Genomic DNA, 26,678 nt, shown 5'->3' with positions numbered 1-26,678 from the left:
TTTAGGCTGTTACCGCTACAAGCGTTCCATCTCCAGCCGGAAATACAGTACTCATGACACGGTTAGAAGTAGCAACGTGTTTGTGGAACATTTGCATCGCTTTCACTCCTTCATCGGTTGTATCCGCATCAAGGATAGTACGGTGGAGAAATACATTATGAGCAACGATAAACCCGCCAGGACGAGTATTTTCTAATGCCCATTCAAAGTAATCGATGTAGCCCGTTTTTTCGGCATCGATGAATACGAAATCAAAAGGTCCTTGCGCAGCAATCGAATCAACTAATGCGTGCGCGTCGCCGCACAGAAGTTCTATCTGGTGCGCAACATTGGCTTTGGCAAAATTGTCTTTAGCAATGTCCGCGCACATCGGTTCTTTCTCGAAGGTAAACAGTTTACCTTCTGGTGCTAAGCCACGCGCAATCCAAATACTGCTATATCCGACAAGTGTACCAAATTCTACTGCGGATTTAGCATTGCTGGCGCGGACGAGTAGTTGCAGAAAGCGCCCTTCCTCTGGATTGATATCGTGGGGAGGTAAGCCCTCTTTGGATGGGCGTTCGCGAATTTGTTGTAAGGTTTCATCTTCAACAACGAACAAGTTGCGAATATATTGGCTGAGTTGCTCGTTGTATTCGATCGTCTCGTTGACTGTAGTCATGGTGGCAATAAAAGCGATAAAGTTGGTACGAATTACAAAGAAGTTTGCATTGCTGCGTTGGGTTCGAGTTGGGCGATCGCTTTTACAGCTGTTTTGATTTCTTCGTAGGTAATATCGTGGAAAAATTGTGCTGCACCAATTCCTACGGTTAACGGAAAGCGCTGTAGTCCGTTGCGGTGTTTTGTTGTACTTTGTAATGCTGCATACAGCAATTCGGGAGTACAAATCGGATGCAGTAACGGTAAACGCACGCTGCGCATAAAATTATAAATGCGTTCGACTTCTTGATAAGTGACTAAACTTCTTTGATAGGCAAGCATCACCGAGATTGCCATATCAACCGCAACAGCTTCCCCGTGTAAGAGTTTTGGGACTGCTTTTAACTCTAGCGTCGGACAGAATGTGTGACCGTAATCGACAAGTCTTTCAAGTTTCTCTTCCCAGAGATTTGATTCTAGATCTTCCAACATTCCTTGCACCGATCGCCGAATAATAGGGACAGCTTCGGGATTTTGGCACTTGCTACTTAGTATGGCTGCGCCGTAATTTTCTAATAGCTCAAACAATTCTGCATCTTTAACGAGGGCAATTTTGAGAATCTCTGCAATACCGTTACTAATTTGTCTGTCACTGAGTGTTTGTAACAGCGTTGTATCTAGGATTGCGGCAAGTGGCGGATAAAATGTGCCGATTCGGTTTTTATGACCTTGGAAATTTACCGCTGTTTTGGCACCGATTGCCGCATCAACGACGCCTAGTAATGTTGTCGGAACGCGAATATAGGGAATTCCCCGTCGAAAAAGGTTAGCCGCTAAGCCAACAATATCCATCAATACGCCACCACCGATCGCAATCACCGGTTCGGATCGTCGCGAAACTTCAAACGCATTCAGTTCTTCAATCACCTGAAAAACTGTATCCATCGACTTATTGTCTTCTGATACCGAAAGTGAAATGAGACGATATTCGATTTCGTAATACTGAAAATACTGGCGAATGCGTTCTCCGTGCAGACGTTCAACATAGTCATCTACGACAACGACCCGACGCAAAGACTTTTGACTCGAATTTTGCCCATCGAACAACAGCGCGTTGTTTTCAGGATTGAACAGGTCGAAACTCTCAAATACAGTGTAATGAACTGGTAATTGTGTCTTGACTGACCACTTGGCACTCATAACCCTCTTCAATCCTCTTGACTCAACAAGTTGTGTGATTCGGAAATTAAAGACCTCTGCTGGCAATTTGGTTGTCGTGCTGCGGTAGATAGCAGGGGTCAGGATTCAGGGGTAAAAGGTCAGAAATCAAGGTTAAAACAATGATTCTGGGTTCCTCTACAATGTCCTAACTGTATTGACCCTTGCGGGAACACCACAAGGCACTCAACCGCTTAAGCTTAGGCAACAGCTTTGCCGAACGGGGAAAGCAAAGGCTTGGTACGTAGAAGGACTTCATTACTGCGATCGCACTTGCAGATAGCGAAATCCCAAGTTATACACTTATCGCTGCCAATGGCTTGATATTCGAGGAAATTGATTCTTGTGCTGAATTTTGTCTCGGTTGGGTTCCGTACAGAAATTCAAATCAAGATTGCAATATACTCAGGAAATAACTGTTCATCATTGTTCAGGTGGCGTCTTCGTTCCAACCACTTTGATTATTGTGATGGAATTGACTACGACCTGCGAATTAGTACAGAGGCATATACACAAAAAGTACATTTGTTTTGCTAATAATTCAGCCCCTACCGTGTCAGTCACTCCTTATACTAGCGATAGGACACATTAACGCAGCTGGCAATTCTTGTTAGCTGAGTTTTCATTGGTGGAGACCGTGCTAATAGCAATCCAATATAAATGTATATCATTTTGATAACACAAGATCATGAAAAAAGGACTGTTTGTTAGGCTTTCCGATGAGGAGATAGAAATACTTAGGCAATATTGTATGCAAGTTGAACGGACGCAGTCAGATGTCATTCGCGAATTTGTCCGCAGACTCAAAAAGAAAATTCCCGATGCTTCCATGGATGATTCGCAAAACCATGTAGCACTTTCTTTGCTTAACTTGCGGCAGCAACACAGCGATTCAAATAAAAGTTCTAGACAATAGACTTTCTCTAACAAAAGAGAGATGCTATATATCTCAAAATAGTATTAAGTTCAGCATCACCTAAAGTGTGGTGCTAACTTTTTACAATCCTAATTGTTTTAAATATTCTCGGTTGCGTTGAGCACTTTCTTTCGGAGTTCCCATTCCAGGAAGCACATCTTGTTCGACAACAATCCAACCGTTGTAATCATGTTCGCGCAGCCAAGAAACAACCCCTGGAAAATCTACCCCGCCTTGACCAAGTTCGCAGAATAGCCCGCGACGCACAGCCTCGAAATAGTCCCAGCCTTGATTGCGGGCTGCTTGTGCTATTTTCAAATCACAGTCTTTAAAGTGTACGTGCCAAATGCGATCGCCAAAACGCTCAAAAGCTTCTAACACACACTGTCCATCATCAGTCGCCGCGCCATAAGCATAGTGTCCTGTATCTAAAGTTAATCCAATTAAGTTTGGGTCAGTTTGCTCTAAAAAGCGACTAATTTCTTTCGGTGTTTCCAAATAAGAAGCACAATGATGATGAAACGTTGTCTGCATTCCTGTTTCCTCCCGAATGACGCGGGCAATTTGTTCTGCACCCTTAATGCAAGTACGCCACTCCTCTTCGCCCAATTCCATGTCTGGTTCAACTCTTCCTGCATTTTGTGTTCGTACAGGAACAGCACCAATTTCATCCATCACGACCATAAAAGGACGTACAGTTTGAGTAGTACTCGTCTGTGCAACCGTTGATAGCAATCGGGCAATTTTGAGGGCTTGTGCTTCAGCTTGTCGATGTGATTCTGGATTTTTTAATGCTACAGGTACGTAGCCACTTATGATCGTCAGATTGCGGCGCTCAAGTTCAGTTCTTAATTTCTCTGGATCTGTAGGCATATATCCCCAGTCACCCAAATCAGTACCGATATAGCCAGTTTCCACTAGCTCATCTAACATTTGTTGATAACCGATACTTCCACCCTCAAGCCCTTGCACTCCCAAATCACCCCAAGAACAAGGGGCATTAGCAACCCGAATTCCCTGCATTATCTCTCCTCGTGGCGTGGGTGAATCATGAGAATTTCTTTACAATTATTTATGTTTAGCTGAAGAACCATAATAACGCCTCCCCCTTTAGATAGGCGACAAATATTGTCAAATACTCTGTATAACTAGATATTCAGCAAAAGATATCAGTTCAAGATAAATTGAGAAAATTGTAAATGTTTCATACAAGTCTTAACGTAGACCATAATCATGAGGAAACACGAATATCAACAGGTTTTCCTCTATCTCTCGTTAGATTTGCGCGCTAATTCTTTTCACCAAGAATGAATATGCCTATTTTTAATCCAAGATGACCGAAAAACAGTATGCGAATTACAATCTTAGCAATTGGTAGTCGAGGTGATGTGCAGCCATACATAGCATTGGGGCTAGGTTTACAAGCTGCTGGTCATCAAGTGCAACTTGCATCTTATGCGCGATTTGCAGAATTCGTACGCAGTTACGGAATAGAGTTTGCCGCAGTCGGCGCTAATCCTCAAGGTTATATCCAAGCTTTGTCAAAAAATGTTGATTATTGGCGAATTTTTGGCGATAACTTAGAACAACTTCTAGAAGATTGCTGGAATTGCTGTCAAGGTACTGAAGCAATTATTTATTCTCAAGTCGCCTTACCTGGCTATCACATCGCTGAAAAGTTAAACTTACCCTGCTTTGCGGCGTTTACAAATCCCTTAACTCGCACGCGGGCGTTTCCCCACCCACTTTACACAAGTTCTGTTAACTTCGGTGGCACTTACAACTGGTTAACGTATGTCGTTCACGAACAATTGCGTTGGCAATCGGTGCGACAAAAAATCAATCGCTGGCGACAAGATTTAGGCTTATCACCTGTACCTTTTGCGGGTCTTTACTCTCGAGTACAACAGCAGCAAATACCTATTCTTCATTGTTTTAGCCCGACTGTTATTCCCAAGCCGAAAGATTGGTCAGACTGGGCTTATGTCACTGGCTATTGGTTTTTGGAACACTTGCCAAAATGGGAACCACCAGCCGATTTAGTTGATTTTATTGATTCAGGAATGCCGCCAATTTACATTGGTTTCGGTAGCATGAGCGAACGAAATCCAGAAACGGTAATAAATTTAGTGCTAGATAGTTTGGTGCAGACAAAACAGCGCGGTATCTTGTTTTCTAATTGGGGCGGTTTACAAAATGTTGACTTACCGGATAATGTATTTTTGATGACGAGCAGCGTTCCTCATGATTGGTTGTTTCCGTTGTGTCGTGCGGTTGTTCATCATGGTGGTGCGGGAACAACTGCCGCAGCTTTACGTGCGGGTATTCCTTCAATTGTTCTTCCTTTTGGTGTCGATCAACCGTTTTGGGGACAGCGTGTTGCAGATTTAGGCGCGGGAACTTTGCCGATTCGACAACAAGAACTGACACAAGATAAGTTAATTGCGGCAATTCAAGACGTTATTGACAATAAAATCATGATTGATCGCGCCCGTGCGTTGAGCGATCGCATTCGTGCTGAAGATGGAGTAAAACGGGCAGTTGAAATTATCCAAAGTTATCTACACGCTTAATCGTTACTCGATACCATTTCGGGCGATCGCCTGCTGATACCAATACGCACTTTGTTTCGGAATTCGCTGACACGTATCAAAATCGACGCGTATAATCCCGAAACGCGGTCTATAACCGTGTGACCATTCAAAGTTATCTAGAAAACTCCACAGATAATAACCTTGAATATTTGCACCTACTTGAATTGCTTCATGGATGGCACGTAAGTGATCTCTTAAATAATTAACGCGTCCCCAATCAGCAACAAACCCTGTAGCATCCGGTTGATCTTGCAACGCACAGCCATTTTCAGTAATATACATCTTGGGATTGCCATAGTTTTCTTGAATATCAAGCAATACCGCTTTTAATCCTTCAGGATTGACACCCCAACCCATTTCGGTATGACCCCAGCCTGGTGCCGAAAAAGGTGCGGATTTTAGCTTGAGTAAGCCGCCACTGGATGCAAAAGATATCGATAAGGTGTAGTAGTAATTGACACCTAAATAATCAATAGGTTGCTGAATTAAGTCCAAATCACCATCTTGGACTTGCGGGGCTTGCGTACCTAACCAGCTGATCAGATGTTCTGGATAACAGCCGCGAAATAACGGTTGCAGAAACATCGACACTTTATCATCATAAGCGCGTTGACACGCTGCGCGATCGCTTTCACTGTCACTAGCGGGTATGTAGTGGCGAAAGCTTAAAACGATGCCAATTTCTCCGTTATAGCCTCCTTGGCGAAAGAGTTGTACGGCTTTGCCGTGCGATAACAAGAGGTGATGCACAGTTTGATAAGCAACCGCTGCACTAGCAATTCCTGGGGCATGATTGGCGAAGCTATATCCTTGAAATGCGTGTGACCAAGGTTCGTTGTGCGTAGACCATAATGGCACGCGATCGCCTAAGCGCGCAAACATGACTTGTGCGTACTCAGCAAACCATTCAACACTATCTCGATTCTTCCAACCACCGCGATCTTGTAATGCTTGCGGTAAGTCCCAATGAAATAGCGTAGCGTTGGGGATGATTTCTGCTGCTAGTATTTTATCGACAAGTTGGTCGTAGAAGTCAAGTCCCTTGTGATTGATAACACCTGTACCTTGCGGTAACACGCGTGACCAAGAAATTGAAAAGCGATACGTCCGTATTCCTAATTCTTTCATCAACGCTACATCTTCAGGCATTTGATGATAGTGGTTACAGGCTATATCGCCGTTTTGGTTGTTGTGTATGGTGTAAGGGCGGTGTGTGAAAGTATCCCAGATACTTTGTCCTTTACCATCCTCATTCCATGCGCCTTCGATTTGATAAGCAGACGTTGCAACACCCCAAAGAAATTTTTCTGGAAATCGGAACACTGAATTTTATTGATTTGAATGGTATTGATTTAACGTCTATTTGGTCGCTAACCTGGTGACTAAAGTCGCGGCTAATCAGACAAAGTCCACCTGCGTGGACTAGGACTAATTGAGAATCAATGCTATAAAAACATAGAAAGGTCGCTATTGATGGCTTTAGTTATATCTCTTCTTGATTTTCTCCTTTGTATCCAGGAGAAGAGTCATAGAGGGCGTCAAGTTGTTGACGCGCGTCTTCAACGCTAATCGAACGAATGACTAAAAGCGGATCTTTGATGATATTCCCTGAAGTGTCTAGTAATTCTGGGTGTGGTACAGATCGCGACGTTCCAGCGAAAGCAGAATAACTGCCTTGACCGTTTTGCGGCGATCGCACTGAATAAGCTTTGTCGCGATCTCGACTAAACATCAGTAGATTGCGAATTAAATTACTGACGGCAATTAAGGCAAGAATTGTAAAAGCTAAAATGTAAAGCAGGTGTAACATTGCATTATTCTCCAAGGCAGCCAGCGGATTTATTATTGGTTTTATTGTCTCGAGGGTTGATTGTGCAGGGAAGCATTTTAGCCGATCAACCGTTATTTAAATGAGTATCTCAGAAATTCTAAAGTTTATTTTATATTCCTTCATTTTGAGGCGATCGCTCTGCGCGAAACCGCATTCCAACTTTCCAACATTCTGTCAGCAAATGATGCCAAGGCATTATTGCTGCCATATCGATACCTACTTGTCCCCCTGTGGCTTGAAACAACATTTGGGCTGAGTTAACCTCCTGCTGTGCTTGCTTCACGCGCTCAAGCAAGTCAAACTGCTGCTGCTGATCCAGAAAAGCGATTTGTTCGGTTTCTAGAAGATGGCGCGATCGCTCAAACCAATACTGAAAATCCTCAAGCAGGGGCTGCAATATCGTTTTGAGCAATTCAGGCTCCGGTAGATTGGAGTTAAGCATAAAGCAAACCTTAAATTACTCTCCTATTTCTTAATCTTAACTTTATTTACAATTGTTCACATTACGCCAACAGATGTAATTTTGAGGGATGAGTGGCTAGTGGGACAGATGAGAATGCTATTTTTCTCTCTTACCCACCTACCCTATTACCCAACAAACCCAACTTGCTAACCCCTAATTCCCGAATTGCTGCGAGTTGATGGAAAGTACCGATAAGATAGAAGCAGTGATAATTGCGATCGCTTAATTTACTTACCGCCAATGGTTCAACAAATGTCTGCCCCTCAATCTCCCGCACAGCAGCAGCCTAAGGTTCAATTGCCGCGTACTAGTGAATCGGAGACTTTGAAAAAAATTCGTCATACTGCGTCTCACGTCATGGCGATGGCAGTGCAGAAGTTGTTTCCTAAAGCGCAAGTGACGATCGGTCCTTGGATTGAAAACGGATTTTATTACGACTTTGACAATCCAGAATCATTTACCGAAAAAGATTTAAAAGCCATTCAAAAAGAGATGGCGAAAATTATCAATCGTAAATTGCCCGTTATTCGCGAAGAAGTTAGCCGTGAAGAAGCCGAACGTAGAATTAAAGCAATTAACGAGCCTTATAAATTAGAAATTCTTGAGGATATTAAGCAAGAACCGATTACGATTTATCACCTAGGAGATGAGTGGTGGGATTTGTGCGCAGGTCCTCACGTTGAGAATACAAGTGAACTTAACCCCAAAGCAATTGAGTTAGAAAGCGTTGCTGGGGCGTACTGGCGTGGTGATGAAACTAAAGCACAGTTACAACGTATTTATGCTACAGCATGGGAAACGCCAGAACAACTTGCTGAGTATAAACGTCGGAAAGAAGAAGCGCTAAAACGCGATCACCGCAAGCTAGGGAAAGAATTAGGACTGTTTGTTTTTAGCGATGACGTTGGTCCTGGTTTACCATTGTGGACGCCCAAAGGAACAATCCTACGTAGTGTCTTAGAAGACTTCCTCAAGCAAGAACAAGTGAACCGAGGCTATCAGCCTGTTGTTACCCCACACATTGGGCGGGTGGAATTGTTCAAAATATCAGGTCACTGGCAAAAATATAAAGATGACTTGTTCCCGATGATGGGTGAGAAGGAAGAAGAAGGCTTTGTGTTAAAAGCAATGAACTGTCCCTTCCACATCCAAATTTATAAGAGTGAGTTACGTTCATACCGCGAATTACCGTTTCGTTTAGCAGAATTTGGTACGGTATATCGTTACGAACAGTCAGGTGAACTGGGAGGATTAACGCGAGTACGGGGTTTTACGCAAGATGATGCGCACTTGTTTGTCACACCCGAACAGTTAGATAGCGAATTTCTGAATGTTGTTGATTTAATTTTGTCTGTGATTAAGAGTCTACGACTTGACCAAAACTTTAAAGCCCGACTGAGTTTTCGCGATCCAACTTCAGATAAGTATATTGGTTCTGACGACGCATGGAACAAAGCTGAAAATGCCATCCGCCGCGCGGTAGAAACCTTAGGAATGGATCACTTTGAAGGTATCGGAGAAGCCGCGTTTTACGGTCCTAAGCTTGATTTTATCGTTCGAGACGCGCTAGACCGCGAGTGGCAACTTGGTACAGTACAAGTCGATTACAATTTACCAGAGCGCTTTGATTTAGAGTACGTCGCTGAGGATGGTACGCGCAAGCGTCCAGTTATGATTCACCGCGCGCCTTTCGGTTCGTTGGAACGATTAATCGGAATTTTGATTGAAGAGTATGCGGGAGATTTTCCGCTATGGTTAGCGCCAGTACAAGTGCGGTTGTTACCTGTTGGTGACGCACAACGCGACTTCGCGATCAATGTTGCAGCAAAAATGCGCGCTGCGGGTATTCGTGCGGAAGCCGATAAAAGTAATGAACGCCTTGGGAAACTGATTCGCAATGCTGAAAAAGAAAAAATCCCTGTCATGGCGGTTGTAGGCGCGAAGGAAGTTGAAGTAAATAGCTTGAGTATTCGGACGCGCGCTGCGGGAGAGTTAGGCGTGATGAGCGTAGATGATGTCTTGGATAAAATTAAAAATGCGATCGCTAACCACGACACGTTTTAAGTACGTACCGACGCTTGTAAATCAGTAAAAACAACTAGCAAATCAACCATAAGTGTTTAGTAAATCACTATTCGCTCGATTGAACTAGAACGCAGTACGGCAAAAGACGCGATCGCGCGACCTCTGCGGAGGTTAAAACAGCAGTAAAGAACTATCTAGCGAAAAGTTGCCTGCGGAGGTTTTCTGCTTCAAGCCAACTTTACAAGACAATGGTATTGCGATTGACCATTGCAATAATATATCTTGATTTTACTTAGAGTTAATTAAAATTTAAAATTACAGTCATATTATTAACCAAGTAGGTAAACATAATTAAAGTATTACAATTGTTGAGTTCGGTAATCGAAAAGCTTTTAGGGCATAGCAATTAGCATTTAGTAAGAGGAAAACGGCTAATAGCTATTGAATCACCAGTTACCAATGACCAATTCAAGTACATTTATTTTCACCAACTTACTTAGATAACAAAACTTTCTAAATAATTAAAATAATAAACATGCACTTAATAGTTAGTTTTCTTACAAGCTTCACTTAAGAAGATATTCGTCAAAAAAGCTTGGAGCTTTGACGAAATATCTTAAGTTAAATGATTTACTAATAAACTTGCGCTCTGCCATTCTATCTAAGTCTGTAGACACAACTTTATATTGTCAAACTTCAGAGAGATGATTTAATTACTCAATTTTGACAATCTATAAATCTGCATACTCATACTATGCTAAAGACGCAATATCTAGCAGTGGGTGCGTCAAACTTTTGATGAGGTAAATACTATGCTTCAAAGTGCAGCGATCGCAATTGGAAGGGAAATTACTACATTAGGAATAGCACAGATACCGAGAGTAACCGAAGAAATACTAACTCCAGAAGAAGCATCGGTAATGTTTTCTGGTCCCCAATTCTTGGTTGCGTTAGTAGCAGGTGTCGTTATGGCATTTGCATTTCAACTACTACTCACAAACTTTTCTGTAGCGTTTGGAATTTCTTCTTTGGGAGGAGGTACAGACTCAGACGAATCAGACTCAGGCGGGATGCGTAAAATAGGAGGTGCAGTAGGACTTTGGACTTTAGTTACAGTCACTGTCGCGCTATTTGTCGCCTGTTTCCTTGCAGTTAAGTTGAGCCTAGTTGAAAGTTCTGCACTCGGCGCAATTATTGGCGTAGTGATCTGGGCAACTTTCTTCTCGTTGCTCGTTTGGCTTGGTTCTACAGCAGTTGGTTCTTTGATCGGTTCAGTCGTGAGTACGGCGACTTCCGGTTTGCAAGGAATTATGGGAACTGCCGCAACTGCTATTGGTGCTAATGCTGCTAAAAACCAAGCAGTATCGACTGCTGAAGAAATTACAGCCGCAGTCCGTCGAGAATTAACTTCGGGATTTGACCCTAGTGCGATTCAAAACACATTGCAAAGTTCTTTAGCTAATTTGCAATTACCGCAGTTGGATGTCAAAGAAATTGGCAAGCAATTTCAGAAGATTCTGCAAGAATCAGATTTACAATCAATCGCTGACAGTGATTTACTCAAAAACATTGACCGTCAAACCTTTGTAGACTTAGTAAGTAGTCGCACAGACTTATCAAAACAAGACGTCAATGCGATCGCCGATCAACTAGAAGGTGTTTGGAAAAACACTGTAGGTCAGCAAGGGGCTAATCCTCAAGCTCAACTGCTCAAATTCTTGCAAAACGCGACAGCAGAACAACTACGTTCGAGCGACCTAGGTAATACGCTACAACAACTTGTCGGTTCAGACCAGAAATCTGAGCAACCGCAAAAAGAACAAAGCGGTGTCATGGGTAGAACCATGCAGCTTGGTGTAGAAGCCTTAGTCGGCGCACTGCTAACGCGCACCGATCTTTCAGATTTAGATATCGAAAAAATTTCAGCGCAATTACAAAAAGTTATTGGTCAAACAACCGAGAAAGCTAAAGAAGTTGGTACTCAAGTTGCAGAGAAACCGCAAGCAGCATTTAGTGCAATTCGTAATGATTTGGACAACTACCTATTGAATTCTTATGCTTGGCATCTAAACCGCGAAACAATTAAACAAGAATTCAAAGATATTATTTACGATCCAGAAGCTGCACCAGGAAAAGTACGCCGCGAGTTAGAACAAATTGACCGCGATTATGTTGTACAAAAGCTACAACAACGCGGAGATTTGCTCGAATCTCAAATTAATGATATTGCTGAGCAAATAGAAAGTATTCGTCAAGAAGTCCTCAGTATAGTACAGCAATCCGAGTCACAAGAACAATCACAAGATCTGCGATCGCGCGTAGAAAATTACTTACGTTCCACAGGGAAAGAAGAACTCAACCCTGAAGGAATTGAGAAAGAGTTCAAAACATTGTTAGAAGATCCTGAAGCTGGGTTTGAAGCTTTGAGTGATCGCCTATCACAATTTGACCGCGATACCTTGGTACAACTGCTCAAACAACGCGACGATATCAGCGAGGAAGAAGCAAATAATCTTGTAGGTCAACTCGAAAGTACTCGTGACTCAGTTCTCAACAGCGCCAAAGAAGTCCAAGAACAGGCGCAGGCTAAAGCTGATGAAGTACGGCAAAAAGTTGAAGATTATCTGCGCAATACAAACAAGGAAGAATTAAATCCTGAAGGAATTAAACGCGATTTCCAAAAACTTGTTGAAGACCCGCAAGCAGGATTAAGTGCTTTAAGAGCAAGGCTGTCACAATTTGACCGCGATACACTTGTACAATTGCTGTCGCAACGCGGCGACTTAAGCGAAGAGCAAATTAATCAAACAATCGAGCAAGTTGATTCTGTACGCAAGAGCATACTACAAGCACCGCAAAAAGCAGCAGATAAAGCAAAAGAACAGTACGAGCAAACAACCGCGAAAATTGCTGAATATCTACGCAATACCAATTTGGAAGAACTTGACCCTGAAGGTATCCAGCGTGATTTAACAAAATTACTCGACGATCCACGCGAAGGCGCTTTAGCGTTACGCGATCGCCTAGCACAAGTCGATCGGGAAACGTTGGTTAAATTACTCAGTCAACGCGAAGACTTGAGCGAAGAACAAGTTAATCAAGCAATTGATCAGGTCCAAGCAAGTATCAGTAATATTGTCAAAGCACCGCGTCGTTTGGCAACCCGCGCGCAAAAGCAAGCGCAAGATTTTGGGGCGAGTTTAGAAAGCTACCTCAAAAATACCAACAAAGAAGAACTTAATCCTGAAGGAATCAAACGCGATTTACAAGTATTGCTCAACGATCCGCGTGCAGGTTTAGGAAATATTGGCGATCGCCTACAGCAATTCGACCGAGAAACACTCGTTGCTTTGTTGGCTCAACGCGAAGACATTTCCGAAGAAGAAGCAAACCGAATCGTAGATCAAATAGACTCTGTTCGCAATCAACTTGTCGAGCAAGTGCAAAAAGTCCAGCAAACAGTGCAATCTACGATTGATGGCGTACTTGGTAAAGTTCGCGACTACCTCAATTCGCTAGAACGCCCTGAACTAAACTACGAAGGTATCAAAGCCGACTTCCAAAAAGTGTTTGACGATCCTCAAGCAGGATTTGAAGCACTACAAAATCGCCTAAGTCAATTTGACCGCGAAACCTTAGTTGCTGTATTAAGTTCCCGCGAGGATATTTCAGAAGCGGATGCAAATCGCATTATCGATCAAGTTGAAGAAGCCCGCAACAGCGTAATTCAAAGAGCACAAGCGGTTCAAGAAGAAGTTCAACGTCGTTTAGCTTTAGTGAAAGAGCAAGCGCAAAAACAAGCCGAAGCGACAAAGAAAGCGGCTGCAAGTGCTGCTTGGTGGTTATTTAGCGCCGCTGCGACTTCGTTAGCTGCATCTGCAATTGCTGGTGCGATCGCGGTTGTCGGTATCCGAGGTTTAATTGGCTAAACTCTCAAACATTTAAAAGTTTAACTGCGAAAACACTGCCTCCTTCATCGGAGGCTTTTTTGTATGCTAAACGTAGTAGCACATTGAGGTCGAGTATGACCCAAACAGACACACTTACATTAGCAGAATTTTTATCTCTACCTGAAGGAGATGTCACCTATGAGTTGATCGATGGTCAAGCAGTCCCTAAAGTGTCACCAAAATACTTTCATTCTGCTCTACAAACAGCTTTAATCATTCTGTTACGGAATTGGTGTAAAGGTAAAGGTAGAGTTGGTTCTGAATGGGCAGTTATCTTACAACTTCACGGTAAAGATTGGGTTCCCGTTCCTGATGTAGCTTATATTTCTTACGAACGCTTACCCGCGAGTTGGAAGTGCAATGAAGCTTGTCCCATTCCTCCTGAACTCATTATCGAAATAATCTCTCCTAATCAAAGTATTAAACAGTTGGAGGAGAAAGCTAAAGATTATATTAATGCTGGAGTTGCCCAAGTTTGGATTGTAGAGCCTGAAACGCAAAGTATCACGGTTTATTCCCCTAATGATTCGCAGCAAAAATATACTCATGACGACTTAATTATTACTTCACTACTCCCAGATTTACTGCTAACACCACAACAAATTTTTACTGAAGCTGATCTTGTTTGACTATTAAGACATATCAAAGCGATCGCACCTCAGTATTAGACAAATCGACATGAGCCGACAAGGTTTGCAATTTAAACGGTAAAATATGACGGTTGTATTCATTGTGGCGGACGCGTGATCGAGCGTTATACTCTGCCCGAAATGGGCAAATTGTGGACGGAAACATATAAGTTAGAGACTTGGTTACAGGTAGAAATTGCTGTTTGTGAAGCACAAGCGGAACTTGGTTATATCCCAACCGATGCAGTAGCAGAAATTAAAGCCAAGGCAAATTTTGACCCGCAGCGCGTTTTCGAAATTGAAGCGGAAGTCCGCCACGATGTGATTGCTTTCTTGACAAATGTCAACGAGTATGTAGGTGATGCGGGGCGTTATATTCATCTAGGGTTAACAAGTTCGGATGTTTTAGATACAGCTTTAGCACTTCAACTTGTTGCGAGTCTTGAGGTGATTTTGCAGCGCGTGCAAGATTTAATCGGCGCGATTCGTACCCAGGCGCAAAAACATCGTTATACCGTGATGGTAGGGCGATCGCACGGCATTCACGCCGAACCGATAACTTTCGGATTTAAACTCGCAGGCTGGCTTGCCGAAGTTATCCGTCATCAACAACGCCTGACGCGGTTACGCCAAGATATTGCGGTAGGAAAAATTTCGGGTGCTGTCGGCACATACGCTAATATTGACCCACAAGTAGAAGCGATCGCCTGTGAAAAACTCGGCTTAAAACCCGACACCGCATCAACACAAGTGATTTCTCGCGATATTCACGCTGATTATGTTCAACAATTAGCCCTACTAGCCGCGTCAATCGAACGCTTTGCCGTAGAAATTCGCAACCTCCAGCGCACAGACGTCTTAGAAGTCGAAGAATTCTTCGCTAAAGGGCAAAAAGGCTCTTCTGCAATGCCCCACAAGCGCAATCCAATTCGTTCTGAACGTTTAACCGGAATGGCACGAATAATTCGCTCTCACGCTGTCGCAGCAGTAGAAAATGTCGCACTATGGCACGAACGCGATATTTCGCATAGCTCGGTAGAACGAGTGATTTTGCCAGATGCTTGCATTTTGACGCATTTTATGCTTAAGGAAATTACTGACTTAGTACAAAACCTCCTCGTCTATCCGCAAAACATGGAACGGAATATGAATTGCTATGGCGGAGTCATTTTCAGCCAAAAAGTTCTACTCGCACTTGTAGACAAGGGTATGAGTCGCGAAGAAGCTTATGCTATTGTCCAATCGTGCGCGCATCAAGCCTGGAATCAACCGCAAGGCGACTTTCATAACTTAATTGTCAATGATGTGCGGGTAACTCAGTTGCTATCCCCAGAAGAAATCGAAATGTGTTTCGATCCTCAGCAACATTTGAAACACCTAGAGCAAATTTATCAACGACTTGATATTTAAGCCAGCGGGCATGATTATAGGTCATAGGTAATGGGCAATGGGAAAGCATTTAGCAATTAAACAAAAGCTAATCGCTATTTAATGACCAATTACCAGTTACCAGTTACCAATTACCACTTGCGTTTATCCTCATGCTCGAACTTTTAGCCGCACTATCTGCGGCGGCGGCAGCTAGTATGCGTATTGCCGTACCCTTATTTATTGTGGCTATCTTGCATGATGATTTTTCCCTAGGCTTACCACTACTCGCTTATATTCCTTCCGTTGCGATTGCGAGTTTATTAATTAGTGGTTCCTTATTGGAACTAGTCGGTAGTAAACAACGGTTAAGTCAGCGGCTTTTACAATTAGTTCAACTCGTATTGAGTCCGATTGCTGGTGCAATCTTAGGTATGAGTGTAACAGTTGGTACGACGCTTCCCAGTTGGTTACTCGGTGTTGTTGGCGCGTTACTCGCCTTTGTTCTACAACTTGTACAAGCTGGTTGGTTTTATCGCCTACGCGGTTTTCCTTTTTGGGTTGCTTTTGTGCAAGATGCTTTGTGTATTCTCCTCGTCTTCTTAGCAGTGAATGCACCTCAAGTGGGAGGCTTAGTGGCTCTTATATTGTTATTGATAGCAGTGCGTAGTATGAGAAGTCTACACCGCTGGTACAAACAACAATGAGTCGTCAAATTTTAGCCACAGGCGCAACGGGTACTGTCGGTCGTGAAGTTGTGCGCTTGTTCTACGATGAAGGATATCACATTAAAGCTGCGGTACGGAACTTAAAAAATATTGCAGTCTATCACAGATTATCGAGAATGTTGGTAATACAACACAAAGTCTCATAGAATTCCGACAAAGTGTAGTAACCCGCGTCCTGTAATTAACTCAATCACCAACGCTAAAAAGCCTAACATCGCTAAACGCCCGTTCCAGACTTCGGCTGTTGTCGTCATACCCCACTCCCAACGTTCCTGTGGGTACATTCTGACTTTTTTCTTCATCTGAGTTACTTGCGACAGCTTCAGGCTGGGGTTCTTCACCGCTTCTTCTACCAAGTCAACCATCGCTTGAATAAAGACTGGGTGAGTATTCAGCGCGGGAACACGGCAAAAGTGGTGAATTCCTGCTTCTTCGGCAACTTCGCGGTACTCAATATCGATTTCTTGTAGTGTCTCGATGTGTTCAGAAACAAAGCTAATTGGAACCACTGCGATATTTTCTACACCTTGCGCACCAAGTTCTTTGAGTGCATCCTCTGTATAAGGTTGCAACCACTCTACAGGACCAACACGACTTTGATAAGCTAGCGTATGAGCATTAGGTCGATCGAGCGTCTGCATAATGAGTGCAGTACATTCCTCAATTTCCTGCTGATACGGATCGCCTGCTTCTTCAACGTAGCTTTTTGGTACACCATGCGCGCTGAAAAAGACGTGAACTGCGTCAGGGTTAGGAAACTTGTCGAGTTCTTGCGCGATTAACTGCGCCATTGCTTGCAAATAGCTTGGCTGCTTATACCAAGAAGGAATCACAGTGTATTCAATTTTTTCAAGCTTTGGGTCTTCTTGCCACAGTCTTTGCAGTAACCGGAAACTGGAACCACTGGTACTAATCGAGAATTGCGGGTACAAAGGTAGAATCACTAAGCGTTCGATGTTGTCGCGTTTGATGCGGGCGATCGCCTCTTCTGTAAATGGATGCCAATAACGCATTCCAATATACACTTTTGCTTCGTGTCCTTTTGTGCGTAGCTGTTTTTCCAGCGCTTCGGCTTGTTCTTCGGTAATTTGACGTAGCGGCGAACCACCTCCAATCTGGCGGTAATTTTCTTGCGACAGCTTCGTCCGTCGAGTCGAAATAAACCAAGCTAGGGGTTTTTGTAACCAAGGAAAAGGAAGACGAATGATTTCTGGGTCAGAAAACAAGTTAAACAGAAACGGTCCGACATCTTCTAGTTGATCCGGTCCACCTAGATTGAGTAATAGTACCCCAATTCGACCCATAGCCGTTACAATACCCCAGTGTTTTCAGCTTTGTTACTAAGTTTAACAATATATCTTTATCAATTGTATTATTCTGCTTGACGAAGACAATTTCACAATTTTGCAAGGCTCTAGCTACTGCTATCAGTGGCTATACGGTCTACATAGCGCATCTTATGGCTTTAAGTTTAGGTTGATGCTGCATATTTTTCTGGATTACCTTTACAAGGTTTAACAATTACTCTAAGTAGTAAATTTTCTCACTTGCTATATAAATAACTTGAGAAATATTCTTAAATAAGTATACTCTGTATCATCTACAAAAACGCAAGAGGAAGAAGGAGAAACCTTACTTGTCTTCTTCCTCTTGAGAATTATTAGATTTATGGCGTTGACTTTCTTGCCATCTTCCCGTCTTACGTGCTGCTTCTGTCAGCCGATACTCGATCTGAGCGTTGACACTTCTTAGCTCATCAGCAGACCATTTTTCCATGACCTTATAAAGCCTGTGGTCTCATCGCAGTAAAAACCTTTTCTTCTGGCTCATGTCTACAAACTACCAGTGTTCACCACAGGTTGAGCATTTTGATCCGAGGTTAAAACAACGAGTAAATTGTTGATCATACTCGCTTTGCGCTCTTCGTCTAATTCTATAATTTGCTGTTCACTCAATCGCTTGAGGGCTTCGTTTACCATTCCCACTGCACCTTCCACTAGTTGTCTGCGTGCATCAATAATTGCGCTGGCTTGTTGGCGACGTAGCATCATTTGGGCGATTTCAGGAGCATAAGCTAGATGTGATAGTCTTGCTTATAATACTTCAACTCCTGTCACTTCTAAGCGCATTTGCAGTTCCTTTTGCAATGCATGAGCAATTATCATCAGGAGTGCCTCGCAAAGAAGGAATCGCAGTCTCATCAGGAGCATCATAAGGGTAACGTATCGCTAAGGCTCTTAATGCAGTTTCACTTTGCCACGCCACAAACTGTACGTAATCATCAACTCCAAACTGCGATTTCGCTGAATCTACGACTCGCCACACTACCACTGCCGCAATTTCTATTGGACTACCTTGAGCATCATTCACCTTGAGACGAATGCCAAGTAGAATGAAAATACTTTTAGGTAGGTAATAAGTTGTGAGTAATGACGCAGGAACTTGTAGACCTTAGAAAGAGTATTTTAGAGGGACGCTACGCAGATGCTTTAGCAATTGTAGATGAGCTTGAGGGAATGAGTAGACAAGCAATTCTGCGTAATATTCAATCATTTCTACTAAGGTTATTAATTCATTTAATAAAAAATCAGGTAGAACAGCGGTTAACTAATTCTTGGGCAAATTCAATTCGTAGCTCAATTAGAGAAATCAAAAAGTTGAATTTACAAGACAACAAGACTTCATATTACGTCAAGCCTGACGAGTGGGAGGCAATGCTAGAAGATGAATTTGAAGAAGCTATCTATCTTGCTAGTGAAGAAGTGATGGAAGGGAATTATAGTCCTTCCCAGCTTGCCGCGATCGCTAATAAAAAGCAGATAATAACAGATGCACTTAAGTTGCTAGTACTTACATACAATTACTCGCCAAAAGAGTTATCTACAGTAATTAACGAGATATTAAGTCAACTTCCTGGTGGAAAAGATTGGATAGATAGAATATAATTTTGATGCTATTACCCTATTGATTTTTTTGTATAGCAAGACGCATTCAGGTTAAGACAGGTATATATAGTAAATCTATTACGCTATAAAGCTTTTAAAAAAAAGTTAATAGCTAACAGAAGTTACTAGCCGCTATATTATTGGAATCAATAGCACCCAATATTTTCAGTGTAGTCGTAGTTGCTGCTGTCAAGCCTTGAGCATCAGTAATATTCATGCCCTCGTAAGGTCTAGGAACTTGTAGTGTTTTGTGAGTGAGATGGCGATTACCGTTAAAATTCCAAAGTTTGATTGTTTCGTCTTGACTACAACTTGCAAGAAGTCCCTCGGAGTTGTAAGCTAGGAACCTGACCCATTTACTATGTCCGTGTAGAGTCTTTGAAATTGTACAAGTCGGCTGCCATTGCCAAAGTTTTATCACTGCATCAGTGCCACACGTTGCAAAGTTCTTGCCACTAGGATCAAAAACAATTGATAATACTGGACCCTGATGCGCCTGTAGCGTTTGGATGCATTGCCCTGTTTCAATTTGCCAAACTTTAATCACGCCGTCAGCACTACCGCTGACAAGATATAGGCGATCGCGACTGATAGCACATGCACGAATCCAACTCGTATGTCCGGATAGCGTCTTAATGCAGCAACCTGTTTGAACATCCCAAAGTTTAATCGTTTGATCTTGACTACCACTTGCTAGTAGCGTTCCATCTACGCTTAAAGCAATTGACCAAACACCGCCGCGATGTCCTTGCCAAGGATGACACGTTTGTTGTTGTATGTTCCAAAGTCTAATTGTTCCGTCGAGACTACCGCTAAACAGTGTTTTACCATCAGGGCTAAATATCACAGCAAACACTGCATCAGCGTGCCCTTTGAGCGTTGTTAAATGTTGTCGTGTCTGAGTATCCCATAATCTAATTGTGCGGTCTTCGCTACCACTTGCTAAGATATTGCCCTCAGGATGGAAAGCTACCGACCAAATCCAGCTAGTATGTCCTTGTAAGCTACCCAAATGCTTACCTGTTGTTGTATCCCACAAGCGGATCAAGCGATCCTGAGAACCACTCGCAAGCTGCGTACCATCGGGACTAAAAGCAACGCACCAAACACCATTACTATGCCCTTGCAAAGTCTTCAGACAAAAGTTATTGCGGCTATCCCACAAACGCACGGATCGATCTTCACTGCTACTAGCCAATAAGTAGTTATTGGGACTAAATGCAACTGTCGATATCCAACTCGTATGTCCTTTAAGAACTCGTAAAACCTCACCTGTATGATAATTCCAGATCCTGACCGATTGATCGTCACTACCGCTTGCTAGCGTTCGCCCATCACTGCTAAACGCAACGGTGCGAATTTGCTGCGAGTGTGCAGTCATAGTTTTAATACTTGTCCCTGTGCGAATATCCCAAAGTTTGATTGTGCGATCGCTACTGCCACTCGCAATGATACTGCCATCAGGACTAAACGCTATAGACCACACTTTTTGTTGATGTTCCGCAAGTTTCAAACACTCGCCTGTATCTATATTCCAAACGCGCACAGTACCGTCAAAACTACCACTTGCTAGCAATCCTCCGTGACGGCTATGTGCATAGTGTTGCGGTGCAAAAGCAACTGAACGCACTTCATCCGTATGTCCAGCAAAAGTATGCAACAATTCACCCGTTTTAATATCCCAAACTCGTACTAAGCGATCTTCACTACCACTTGCTAGCATTCGACCATCAGGACTAAACGCCACAGAAAATACACGGTCAGTGTACCCTGGAAATGATTTAATGCATTCTCCTGTCTGGACATCCCACAAATTTACGGTACAGTTGGCGCTACTTGCTAAGTGGCGACCATTAGGACTAAAAGCAACACACCACAACCAACCTGCATCGACTTTACAAGTAAGTACTTGTTTTCCGTCAGTGACTTGCCAGACATGAATTTCATGGTTGACATCGCCTGTTGCAAGTAACTTACCATCAGGACTAAAAGCAACCGATAAAACTTGACTAAAAGTATCAGTAAAAACAGATTTAGCAAAGTTTGCTGAGGTGAAATTAACTTGTTGTAAATTGCTGCAACACAAGTATGCTTGCCAAATACTAATTTGCGAAAAATCCCAACCGCTCAGATCGGTTTGTAAATAGCAAAGTATATTGAGTATATTTCCACCTGCATACCCAGTTACTTGTTGAGTCTCGCGCAACTCGCAGAGAATTTGTTGAAATTTTGTTTCTAATTTTGCTTTACTACTATTATTAATTAATTTGTCTATAATCGGTTGAAGTATCAGGCACTTTTGTGTTTCCCGAATATAATCTTTAGCAGTTGCTTTAATCAGCGTGTGCGAATTAAAAAGGTGTAGATTTTTATGCGTAATTTCTTCACAAATTTGATGGATGAAACGATCACCGATATACTCCATAACGACAGGTTGCAATGTAAACCTACTGTTTTCAATTGGCGTAGGTGCAATTTTATCAATTAGGCATTTTCTTTCTAAAGCCGCGATCGCATCTAATAATTCACCTAAAGTTATCTGTGGAATAATATCTGTTTTGAGTTCAGATAAAGTGACAGGCTCTCGATTAATTGCTAACCAGTACAAAATCTGTAATTCTAATTCTGGTAGGTAATGAATTTGACTTGCTAGTAAATCTCGGATGTCACCAAAAACGATAGCAGCTTGCGGTAGAACTTCTAAAAAGTTACTGATACTACAATCAAAAAAGTTCTGAATACCCGCAGCAACAATTTTTAAAGCTAAAGGATTACCTGCATAATGATGAACTAATAGTTTCCATTCGGGATGGGACGCGGTGAAAGATCCTTTGGTTTCAAAGATTTTTTTGATCGCACTTTCATTTAAACCTGAAAGTCGTAGCGATCGCACGGGTAAATTTTCTCCTTCTTCCAGCGCAATTGAGTTAGGCTTTTCGCGACTTGTGAGGACTAGTGTACTTTGATGATGAGTTTGGGCAATAGATTTGAATAACTGAGTGTACCCTTCGTCAGTAGAAGGCGATCGTAGGATTGTCTCGCCATTATCGAGAATCAATAAACAGCGATGCGCGCGTAAGTATTGCAATAACTGTAAAATGCAACCATCAAGCGTATTTGGTAAATCCGTTTCGCGTTGCTGTGACAGAAATTGGATTAAATCTGCCAATAAGTCTAAAATCGGTGGTGCATTCCGCAAACTGCGCCAAATGATGTACTCGAAATTACTTTGAATTTCGCGCGCTAACTTGACTGCGAGACAGGTTTTACCAATTCCACCCATTCCATACAAGCCAACCCAACGACAGCGATCGCGAATAATCCATTGTTCGAGTGTTGCTAATTCTGCACTTCTACCATAAAAAACTGATACATCAGGAGCGTTACCCCAATCGTCGTACTTAAGACTTTGAACGGAATTGCCTACGCATTCATCAGTCAACTCTCTGGCTTTGCGCTTAAGAACTAACTGCACGTTACTTTTAGAAACTTTTTCCCCAAAAGCGCGACTGAGAACTTGCCATAACTGCGAACCGGTTTGCTTGAGATAACCAACTTCATAACCAAGTTGTTTGGCAATTTCTTGGTACGGCTGTTCTTCCCATGCATAACAAAATACAGAAGCTTGCAGCTTACTTAAAGGTTCTTCAGCTAAAGTTTGGACAATTGCTAGTGCTTCTTCACTATTCATTACGCAAAATTATGAAACAACGAACCACATTGGCGTAGCCTTCCCGCAGGGTAGACACTGAGGACACAAAGCAAAAGGTAGTTTTTAATGCAGTTTTAATTTGAGCAATATGTAGATATAGTGTTTCTAGCTAAGCTGAAGCATCTAAATGAACAGTTGTGTAATTTGCACCTTGCTCACACCTATAAATTGCTAGTATCTATCCCTGGTAATTCTTACAGCAGCTTCATCAATGCAGATTTTAGAGTTTTCTTGACTTGCTCTTTGTTACTTGGGCAACATTCCTCGCACTTTTAGCGCACCTTTAGCGAACTTTTTTGCATTTTTATTATTGAATAAGACTGATAAGCTCACTTAACAAAGAAAGCAATTTTCCGCAACGATCCTTGTGTTAAGGAGAGTTAGAGTGAGTAAAAGAATCTATTTATCTCGTCGTCAAGTTGTTCGTGGGCTTTTAGCAACGACTGCATTTGGAGTAACCGCCAAGTTAGGTGGATGTGCTTCCACTCAAGAAACGCAAGCGACTACTGCGGGTGGTGGAGATAATCCGCTTGTGATTGGTTTTATTTACGTTGGTCCTAAAGATGACTACGGTTACAATCAAGCTCATGCAGAAGGCGCAGCAGGAATTGCTAAACTCCCAGGTGTCAGAATTGTTGAAGAAGCGAACGTTCCTGAAACAACCGCAGTCGAAGAAACGATGCGGAATATGATTGAAGAAGATGGCGCGACTATCTTGTTTCCTACTTCTTTTGGCTATTACGATCCGCATATCCTCAAAATTGCCCAAGAATATCCTGAAGTTCAGTTTTTTCACTGCGGTGGACTTTACCAAGAAGGCGTACATCCGCAAAACGTTGGTAGTTACTTCGGTTACATCGATGAAGCACAGTATGTAGCTGGCGTTGTTGCTGGTCAAACGTCTAAAACAGGTAAATTAGGCTTTATTGCTGCTAAACCGATTCCACAGGTATTGCGTAACATCAATAGCTTCACGTTGGGCGCGCGTAGTGTTAAACCTGAAATTACAACACAAGTGATTTTTACAGGCGACTGGGCATTACCAGTTAAAGAAGCTGAAGCAGCCAACAGTATGGCAGATCAAAGTATTGACGTTATTACCTGTCATGTAGATAGTCCTAAAGTAGTGATGGAAACTGCTGAAAAACGCGGTATTTTCTGTAGTGGCTACCATGCTAATCAAGCTGCGCTTGCTCCTAAAGGATATCTCACAGGTGCAGAGTGGGATTGGACGCAAGTTTATACGAATTATGTCGAAATGATTCGCGCAGGTCAAACATTGATGAATGGCGGAATTCCCCATTTAGTGCGTGGTGGTTTGAAAGATGGCTTTTTGAAGTTATCGCCTTATGGTACTGCGGTGAGTGCAGATGCTAGGCAAACTGCGGATGCGGCTAAAGCAAAGTTTATGGATGGTAGCATGATTGTTTACCGAGGCGAACTGAAAGATAACACCGGAAAAGTTGTGATTCCGGCCGGTAAAGATTTTCAGCAGCAAGATCAAGAATTGGAAAAGATGAATTGGTTAGTTTCGGGCGTTGTAGGGAATGTGAGTAGTTAGGGAATAGGGAATAGGTAATGGGACAGAATTACCAACTGCTCACCGTATTCTAAGCATTACTTATGTATCGTTCTCAATTACCAATTACCAAAATTATGATCAACCGTTACAACTCGCGTACCCTCGAAGCAATTTGTATACCGTTAGCAGCGTTGCTGTTTTCGTTGCTATTGTTTGGTATTTTTTGTGCGTTTGCTGGTGCTGATCCTTTTGGTGTTTATGCTTCAATTTATCGATCTGCATTTGGTAGTTGGCGGGCGTTTCAGAATACGTTACTACGCGCTGCACCATTGATGCTGAGTTCGTTGTGTACCGCGCTTCCTGCACGTTTGGGTTTGGTGATTATTGGTAACGAAGGCGCGATCATTGTCGGTGGATTGGGGGCTGTCGCCGCAGGATTATCCTTATCAACCGCGCCACCTACGATAGTACAAATTGCAATGGCGATCGCCTCAATTGTGTGTGGTGGATTGTGGATTGGGGCTGTTGGTGCGTTGCGACACTATCGTGGCGTAAATGAAACGATTAGTAGCTTGCTACTGAATTATATTGCGATCGCGCTCCTCAATCACCTTGTCGGTGGACCCATGCGCGATCCAAGTTCGCTCAACAAGCCTTCGAGTTACCCAATAGCAGAAATCAATATGTTGGGCGATATCCCTGGAACTCGCGTTCACTATGGTTTGATTTACGGACTTGTTGCTTGTGTTATCGCTTATTTCCTGATTCAACGCACAACGTTCGGCTTTGCGGCGCGTGTTGCGGGTGGAAATATCCGCGCTGCGAGAATTGCAGGACTTCCTGTGGGTAAACTGACAATAATGATTTGCTTTTTAGCCGGTTCTTGTGCCGGATTAGCCGGTATGGTTGAAGTTGCTGCAGTGCATGGACGCGCGAATGAATCTTTGAATGCAAATTACGGCTATAGCGGTATTTTAGTCGCATTTATTGCCCGACATAACCCATTAGCCGCAACTTTAGTCGCGATTTTACTCGGTGGAATTTTAGCAAGTGGTGGAAGTTTACAGCGATCGCACAACCTCCCTGATGCCACAGTTCTTGTTTTTCAAGGTTTAGTATTCTTAGTGGTTCTCTTTAGCGAATCGCTCTACGGTAGGTTTTTTAAGGACGGGTCAGCGGTTACTACGTAGCGTTGTAGGAGAGATGAGATGGCAACCGAAGCATTAGGCTGGTGGGGAGTTCCCCTAGCGATCGCCGCCGGAACACTACGCGGTAGCGCCCCGTTTCTATTTGTCAGTTTGGGCGAGTGTCTCACCGAAAAAAGCGGCAAAATCAACTTAGGACTTGAAGGAACCCTACTGACAGGTGCAATGAGTGCGTATGCGATTGCATACCTTACAACTTCGCCGTGGCTAGGTGTTATTATGGCAGGAGTCGCCGGCATGATATTAGGTGTGATTCACGGGTGGCTATCGCAACAACCCAGAGTCAACGATGTCGCAGTAGGAATCGCGATGATTATCTTCGGGAGCGGGATTGCCTTTTTCTTAGGTAAACCCTTTATTCAACCTTCCGCTCCACCACTCCCCGCACTGCAATTTGGGGCATGGAGTAGTTTACCACAAGTGCAATCAGCATTGCAGATTAGTCCGTTGTTTTTAATTGGAATTGCGATCGCACCCTTAATGCAATGGTTCTTTCGCGCCACACGCTGGGGACTCTACATCCGCGCGGTTGGTGATAGCCCCGACGCCGCCAAAGCAATGGGAATCTCAATTTTCAAAGTCCGAATGCTATGCATCATCGCTGGTAGCTTCCTTGCAGGCATCGGCGGTGCTTATTTATCCCTCTACTACCCTGGTAGCTGGAACGAACGTATTTCTGGCGGTCAAGGTTTAATGGCAGTCGCCCTCGTCATCTTTGCCCGTTGGCAACCGATGCAATGCTTATACGCCTCGCTCCTCTTCGGTGGTGCGCAAGCGATCGGTCCCGCGCTACAATCCGTTGGTATCGATTCCTACTACTACCTCTTCAATGCCTCCCCCTACATTCTCACCCTCCTCATCATGATCCTCACCTGTTCGCCCAAACGCACACTCAATGGCGCACCAGGGGCATTAGGGCAATGAGGGGCGAGG

The 26,678-nt window shown here is 43.1% G+C and carries 23 protein-coding genes; 12 read left to right on the top strand and 11 right to left on the bottom strand.

The genetic code is table 11. The annotated features are described in order from the left end of the window. Position 1: 1 nt before the first annotated feature. A complete protein-coding gene (locus NIES1031_RS04755) occupies positions 2-661 on the bottom strand; it encodes an O-methyltransferase (RefSeq protein ID WP_073548338.1) in 660 nt (219 codons plus the stop codon). 32 nt (positions 662-693) lie between these two features. Beyond that, entirely contained in the window at positions 694-1,839 is a 1,146-nt protein-coding gene (locus NIES1031_RS04750) for a sedoheptulose 7-phosphate cyclase (RefSeq protein ID WP_073548337.1), read from the bottom strand. Positions 1,840-2,608: 769 nt separating this feature from the next. Here NIES1031_RS04750 and NIES1031_RS24725 point away from each other — a divergent pair. Continuing rightward, entirely contained in the window at positions 2,609-2,773 is a 165-nt protein-coding gene (locus NIES1031_RS24725; RefSeq protein WP_196797445.1) for a hypothetical protein, read from the top strand. A gap of 81 nt (positions 2,774-2,854) precedes the next feature. Here NIES1031_RS24725 and NIES1031_RS04745 read toward each other — a convergent pair whose 3' ends face one another. Next, entirely contained in the window at positions 2,855-3,796 is a 942-nt protein-coding gene (locus NIES1031_RS04745) for a TIM barrel protein (protein ID WP_073548336.1), read from the bottom strand. A gap of 326 nt (positions 3,797-4,122) precedes the next feature. On the opposite strand from NIES1031_RS04745, the gene NIES1031_RS04740 reads away from it, so the two are divergent. Further along, on the top strand, positions 4,123-5,346 hold the full coding sequence (locus NIES1031_RS04740) for a glycosyltransferase (protein ID WP_073548335.1): 1,224 nt from the start codon (positions 4,123-4,125) through the stop codon (positions 5,344-5,346). Positions 5,347-5,349: 3 nt separating this feature from the next. Here the strand turns inward: NIES1031_RS04740 and NIES1031_RS04735 are convergent, their stop codons facing one another. From NIES1031_RS04735 to NIES1031_RS04725, 3 genes are all read right to left on the bottom strand, one after another. After that, entirely contained in the window at positions 5,350-6,690 is a 1,341-nt protein-coding gene (locus NIES1031_RS04735; protein ID WP_073548334.1) for a GH1 family beta-glucosidase, read from the bottom strand. A gap of 160 nt (positions 6,691-6,850) precedes the next feature. Further along, positions 6,851-7,177 carry a DUF2973 domain-containing protein gene (locus NIES1031_RS04730; RefSeq protein ID WP_073548333.1) on the bottom strand — a complete coding sequence of 109 codons (327 nt, stop codon included), beginning with the start codon at positions 7,175-7,177 and terminating at the stop codon, positions 6,851-6,853. 130 nt (positions 7,178-7,307) lie between these two features. Then, complete coding sequence (locus NIES1031_RS04725) at positions 7,308-7,640, bottom strand: DUF2605 domain-containing protein (RefSeq protein WP_073548332.1); 333 nt, start codon at positions 7,638-7,640, stop codon at positions 7,308-7,310. A 261-nt stretch (positions 7,641-7,901) separates the two neighbouring features. Between NIES1031_RS04725 and thrS the strand changes: the two genes are divergently transcribed. From thrS to NIES1031_RS23630, 6 genes are all read left to right on the top strand, one after another. Further along, positions 7,902-9,725 (top strand): threonine--tRNA ligase, encoded by a 1,824-nt coding sequence (gene thrS, locus NIES1031_RS04720; RefSeq protein ID WP_073548331.1) that lies wholly within the window; start codon positions 7,902-7,904, stop codon positions 9,723-9,725. Positions 9,726-10,498: 773 nt separating this feature from the next. After that, positions 10,499-13,615, top strand: coding sequence for a hypothetical protein (locus NIES1031_RS04715; protein ID WP_073548330.1), 3,117 nt, complete (start codon positions 10,499-10,501; stop codon positions 13,613-13,615). Positions 13,616-13,710: 95 nt separating this feature from the next. Beyond that, positions 13,711-14,265 carry a Uma2 family endonuclease gene (locus NIES1031_RS04710; RefSeq protein ID WP_073548329.1) on the top strand — a complete coding sequence of 185 codons (555 nt, stop codon included), beginning with the start codon at positions 13,711-13,713 and terminating at the stop codon, positions 14,263-14,265. A 114-nt stretch (positions 14,266-14,379) separates the two neighbouring features. Then, positions 14,380-15,675: an adenylosuccinate lyase gene (purB, locus tag NIES1031_RS04705; RefSeq protein ID WP_073548328.1), complete on the top strand. Its 1,296-nt coding sequence runs from the start codon at positions 14,380-14,382 to the stop codon at positions 15,673-15,675. Between the two features lie 131 nt (positions 15,676-15,806). Next, complete coding sequence (locus tag NIES1031_RS04700) at positions 15,807-16,340, top strand: DUF4126 domain-containing protein (RefSeq protein WP_073548327.1); 534 nt, start codon at positions 15,807-15,809, stop codon at positions 16,338-16,340. Next, the gene (locus NIES1031_RS23630; RefSeq protein WP_143167701.1) at positions 16,337-16,507 is read left to right on the top strand and encodes an NmrA family NAD(P)-binding protein; all 171 of its coding nucleotides are present in this window, start codon (positions 16,337-16,339) and stop codon (positions 16,505-16,507) included. Before NIES1031_RS04700 ends, NIES1031_RS23630 begins: the two co-directional genes overlap by 4 nt. Here the strand turns inward: NIES1031_RS23630 and hemH are convergent. The 4 genes from hemH to NIES1031_RS24715 form a co-directional block, all read right to left on the bottom strand. Then, positions 16,502-17,665, bottom strand: coding sequence for a ferrochelatase (gene hemH / locus NIES1031_RS04690; RefSeq protein ID WP_073548326.1), 1,164 nt, complete (start codon positions 17,663-17,665; stop codon positions 16,502-16,504). The two genes, NIES1031_RS23630 and hemH, sit on opposite strands and share 6 nt — an antisense overlap. A 328-nt stretch (positions 17,666-17,993) precedes the next feature. After that, positions 17,994-18,137: a type II toxin-antitoxin system antitoxin gene (locus NIES1031_RS04685; protein WP_218596663.1), complete on the bottom strand. Its 144-nt coding sequence runs from the start codon at positions 18,135-18,137 to the stop codon at positions 17,994-17,996. A gap of 56 nt (positions 18,138-18,193) precedes the next feature. After that, on the bottom strand, positions 18,194-18,412 hold the full coding sequence (locus tag NIES1031_RS24720) for an SPFH domain-containing protein (RefSeq protein ID WP_218596662.1): 219 nt from the start codon (positions 18,410-18,412) through the stop codon (positions 18,194-18,196). Positions 18,413-18,464: 52 nt separating this feature from the next. Then, on the bottom strand, positions 18,465-18,731 hold the full coding sequence (locus NIES1031_RS24715) for an SPFH domain-containing protein (protein ID WP_218596661.1): 267 nt from the start codon (positions 18,729-18,731) through the stop codon (positions 18,465-18,467). Positions 18,732-18,790: 59 nt separating this feature from the next. Between NIES1031_RS24715 and NIES1031_RS04675 the strand changes: the two genes are divergently transcribed. Further along, a complete protein-coding gene (locus NIES1031_RS04675) occupies positions 18,791-19,306 on the top strand; it encodes a DUF29 family protein (RefSeq protein ID WP_073548325.1) in 516 nt (171 codons plus the stop codon). A gap of 112 nt (positions 19,307-19,418) precedes the next feature. Here NIES1031_RS04675 and NIES1031_RS04670 read toward each other — a convergent pair whose 3' ends face one another. Beyond that, complete coding sequence (locus NIES1031_RS04670; protein WP_073548324.1) at positions 19,419-22,997, bottom strand: WD40 domain-containing protein; 3,579 nt, start codon at positions 22,995-22,997, stop codon at positions 19,419-19,421. A 406-nt stretch (positions 22,998-23,403) separates the two neighbouring features. On the opposite strand from NIES1031_RS04670, the gene NIES1031_RS04665 reads away from it, so the two are divergent. From NIES1031_RS04665 to NIES1031_RS04655, 3 genes are all read left to right on the top strand, one after another. After that, the gene (locus NIES1031_RS04665; RefSeq protein WP_073548323.1) at positions 23,404-24,579 is read left to right on the top strand and encodes a BMP family ABC transporter substrate-binding protein; all 1,176 of its coding nucleotides are present in this window, start codon (positions 23,404-23,406) and stop codon (positions 24,577-24,579) included. Positions 24,580-24,641: 62 nt separating this feature from the next. Then, positions 24,642-25,730, top strand: coding sequence for an ABC transporter permease (locus NIES1031_RS04660; protein ID WP_218596660.1), 1,089 nt, complete (start codon positions 24,642-24,644; stop codon positions 25,728-25,730). Between the two features lie 18 nt (positions 25,731-25,748). Further along, positions 25,749-26,669 (top strand): ABC transporter permease, encoded by a 921-nt coding sequence (locus tag NIES1031_RS04655; RefSeq protein ID WP_073548322.1) that lies wholly within the window; start codon positions 25,749-25,751, stop codon positions 26,667-26,669. Positions 26,670-26,678: the final 9 nt, after the last annotated feature.

Origin of the sequence: Chroogloeocystis siderophila 5.2 s.c.1 (genome assembly GCF_001904655.1) — a bacterium.
Classification (GTDB): domain Bacteria; phylum Cyanobacteriota; class Cyanobacteriia; order Cyanobacteriales; family Chroococcidiopsidaceae; genus Chroogloeocystis; species Chroogloeocystis siderophila.
This window is presented reverse-complemented; position numbering and strand designations above follow the sequence as displayed.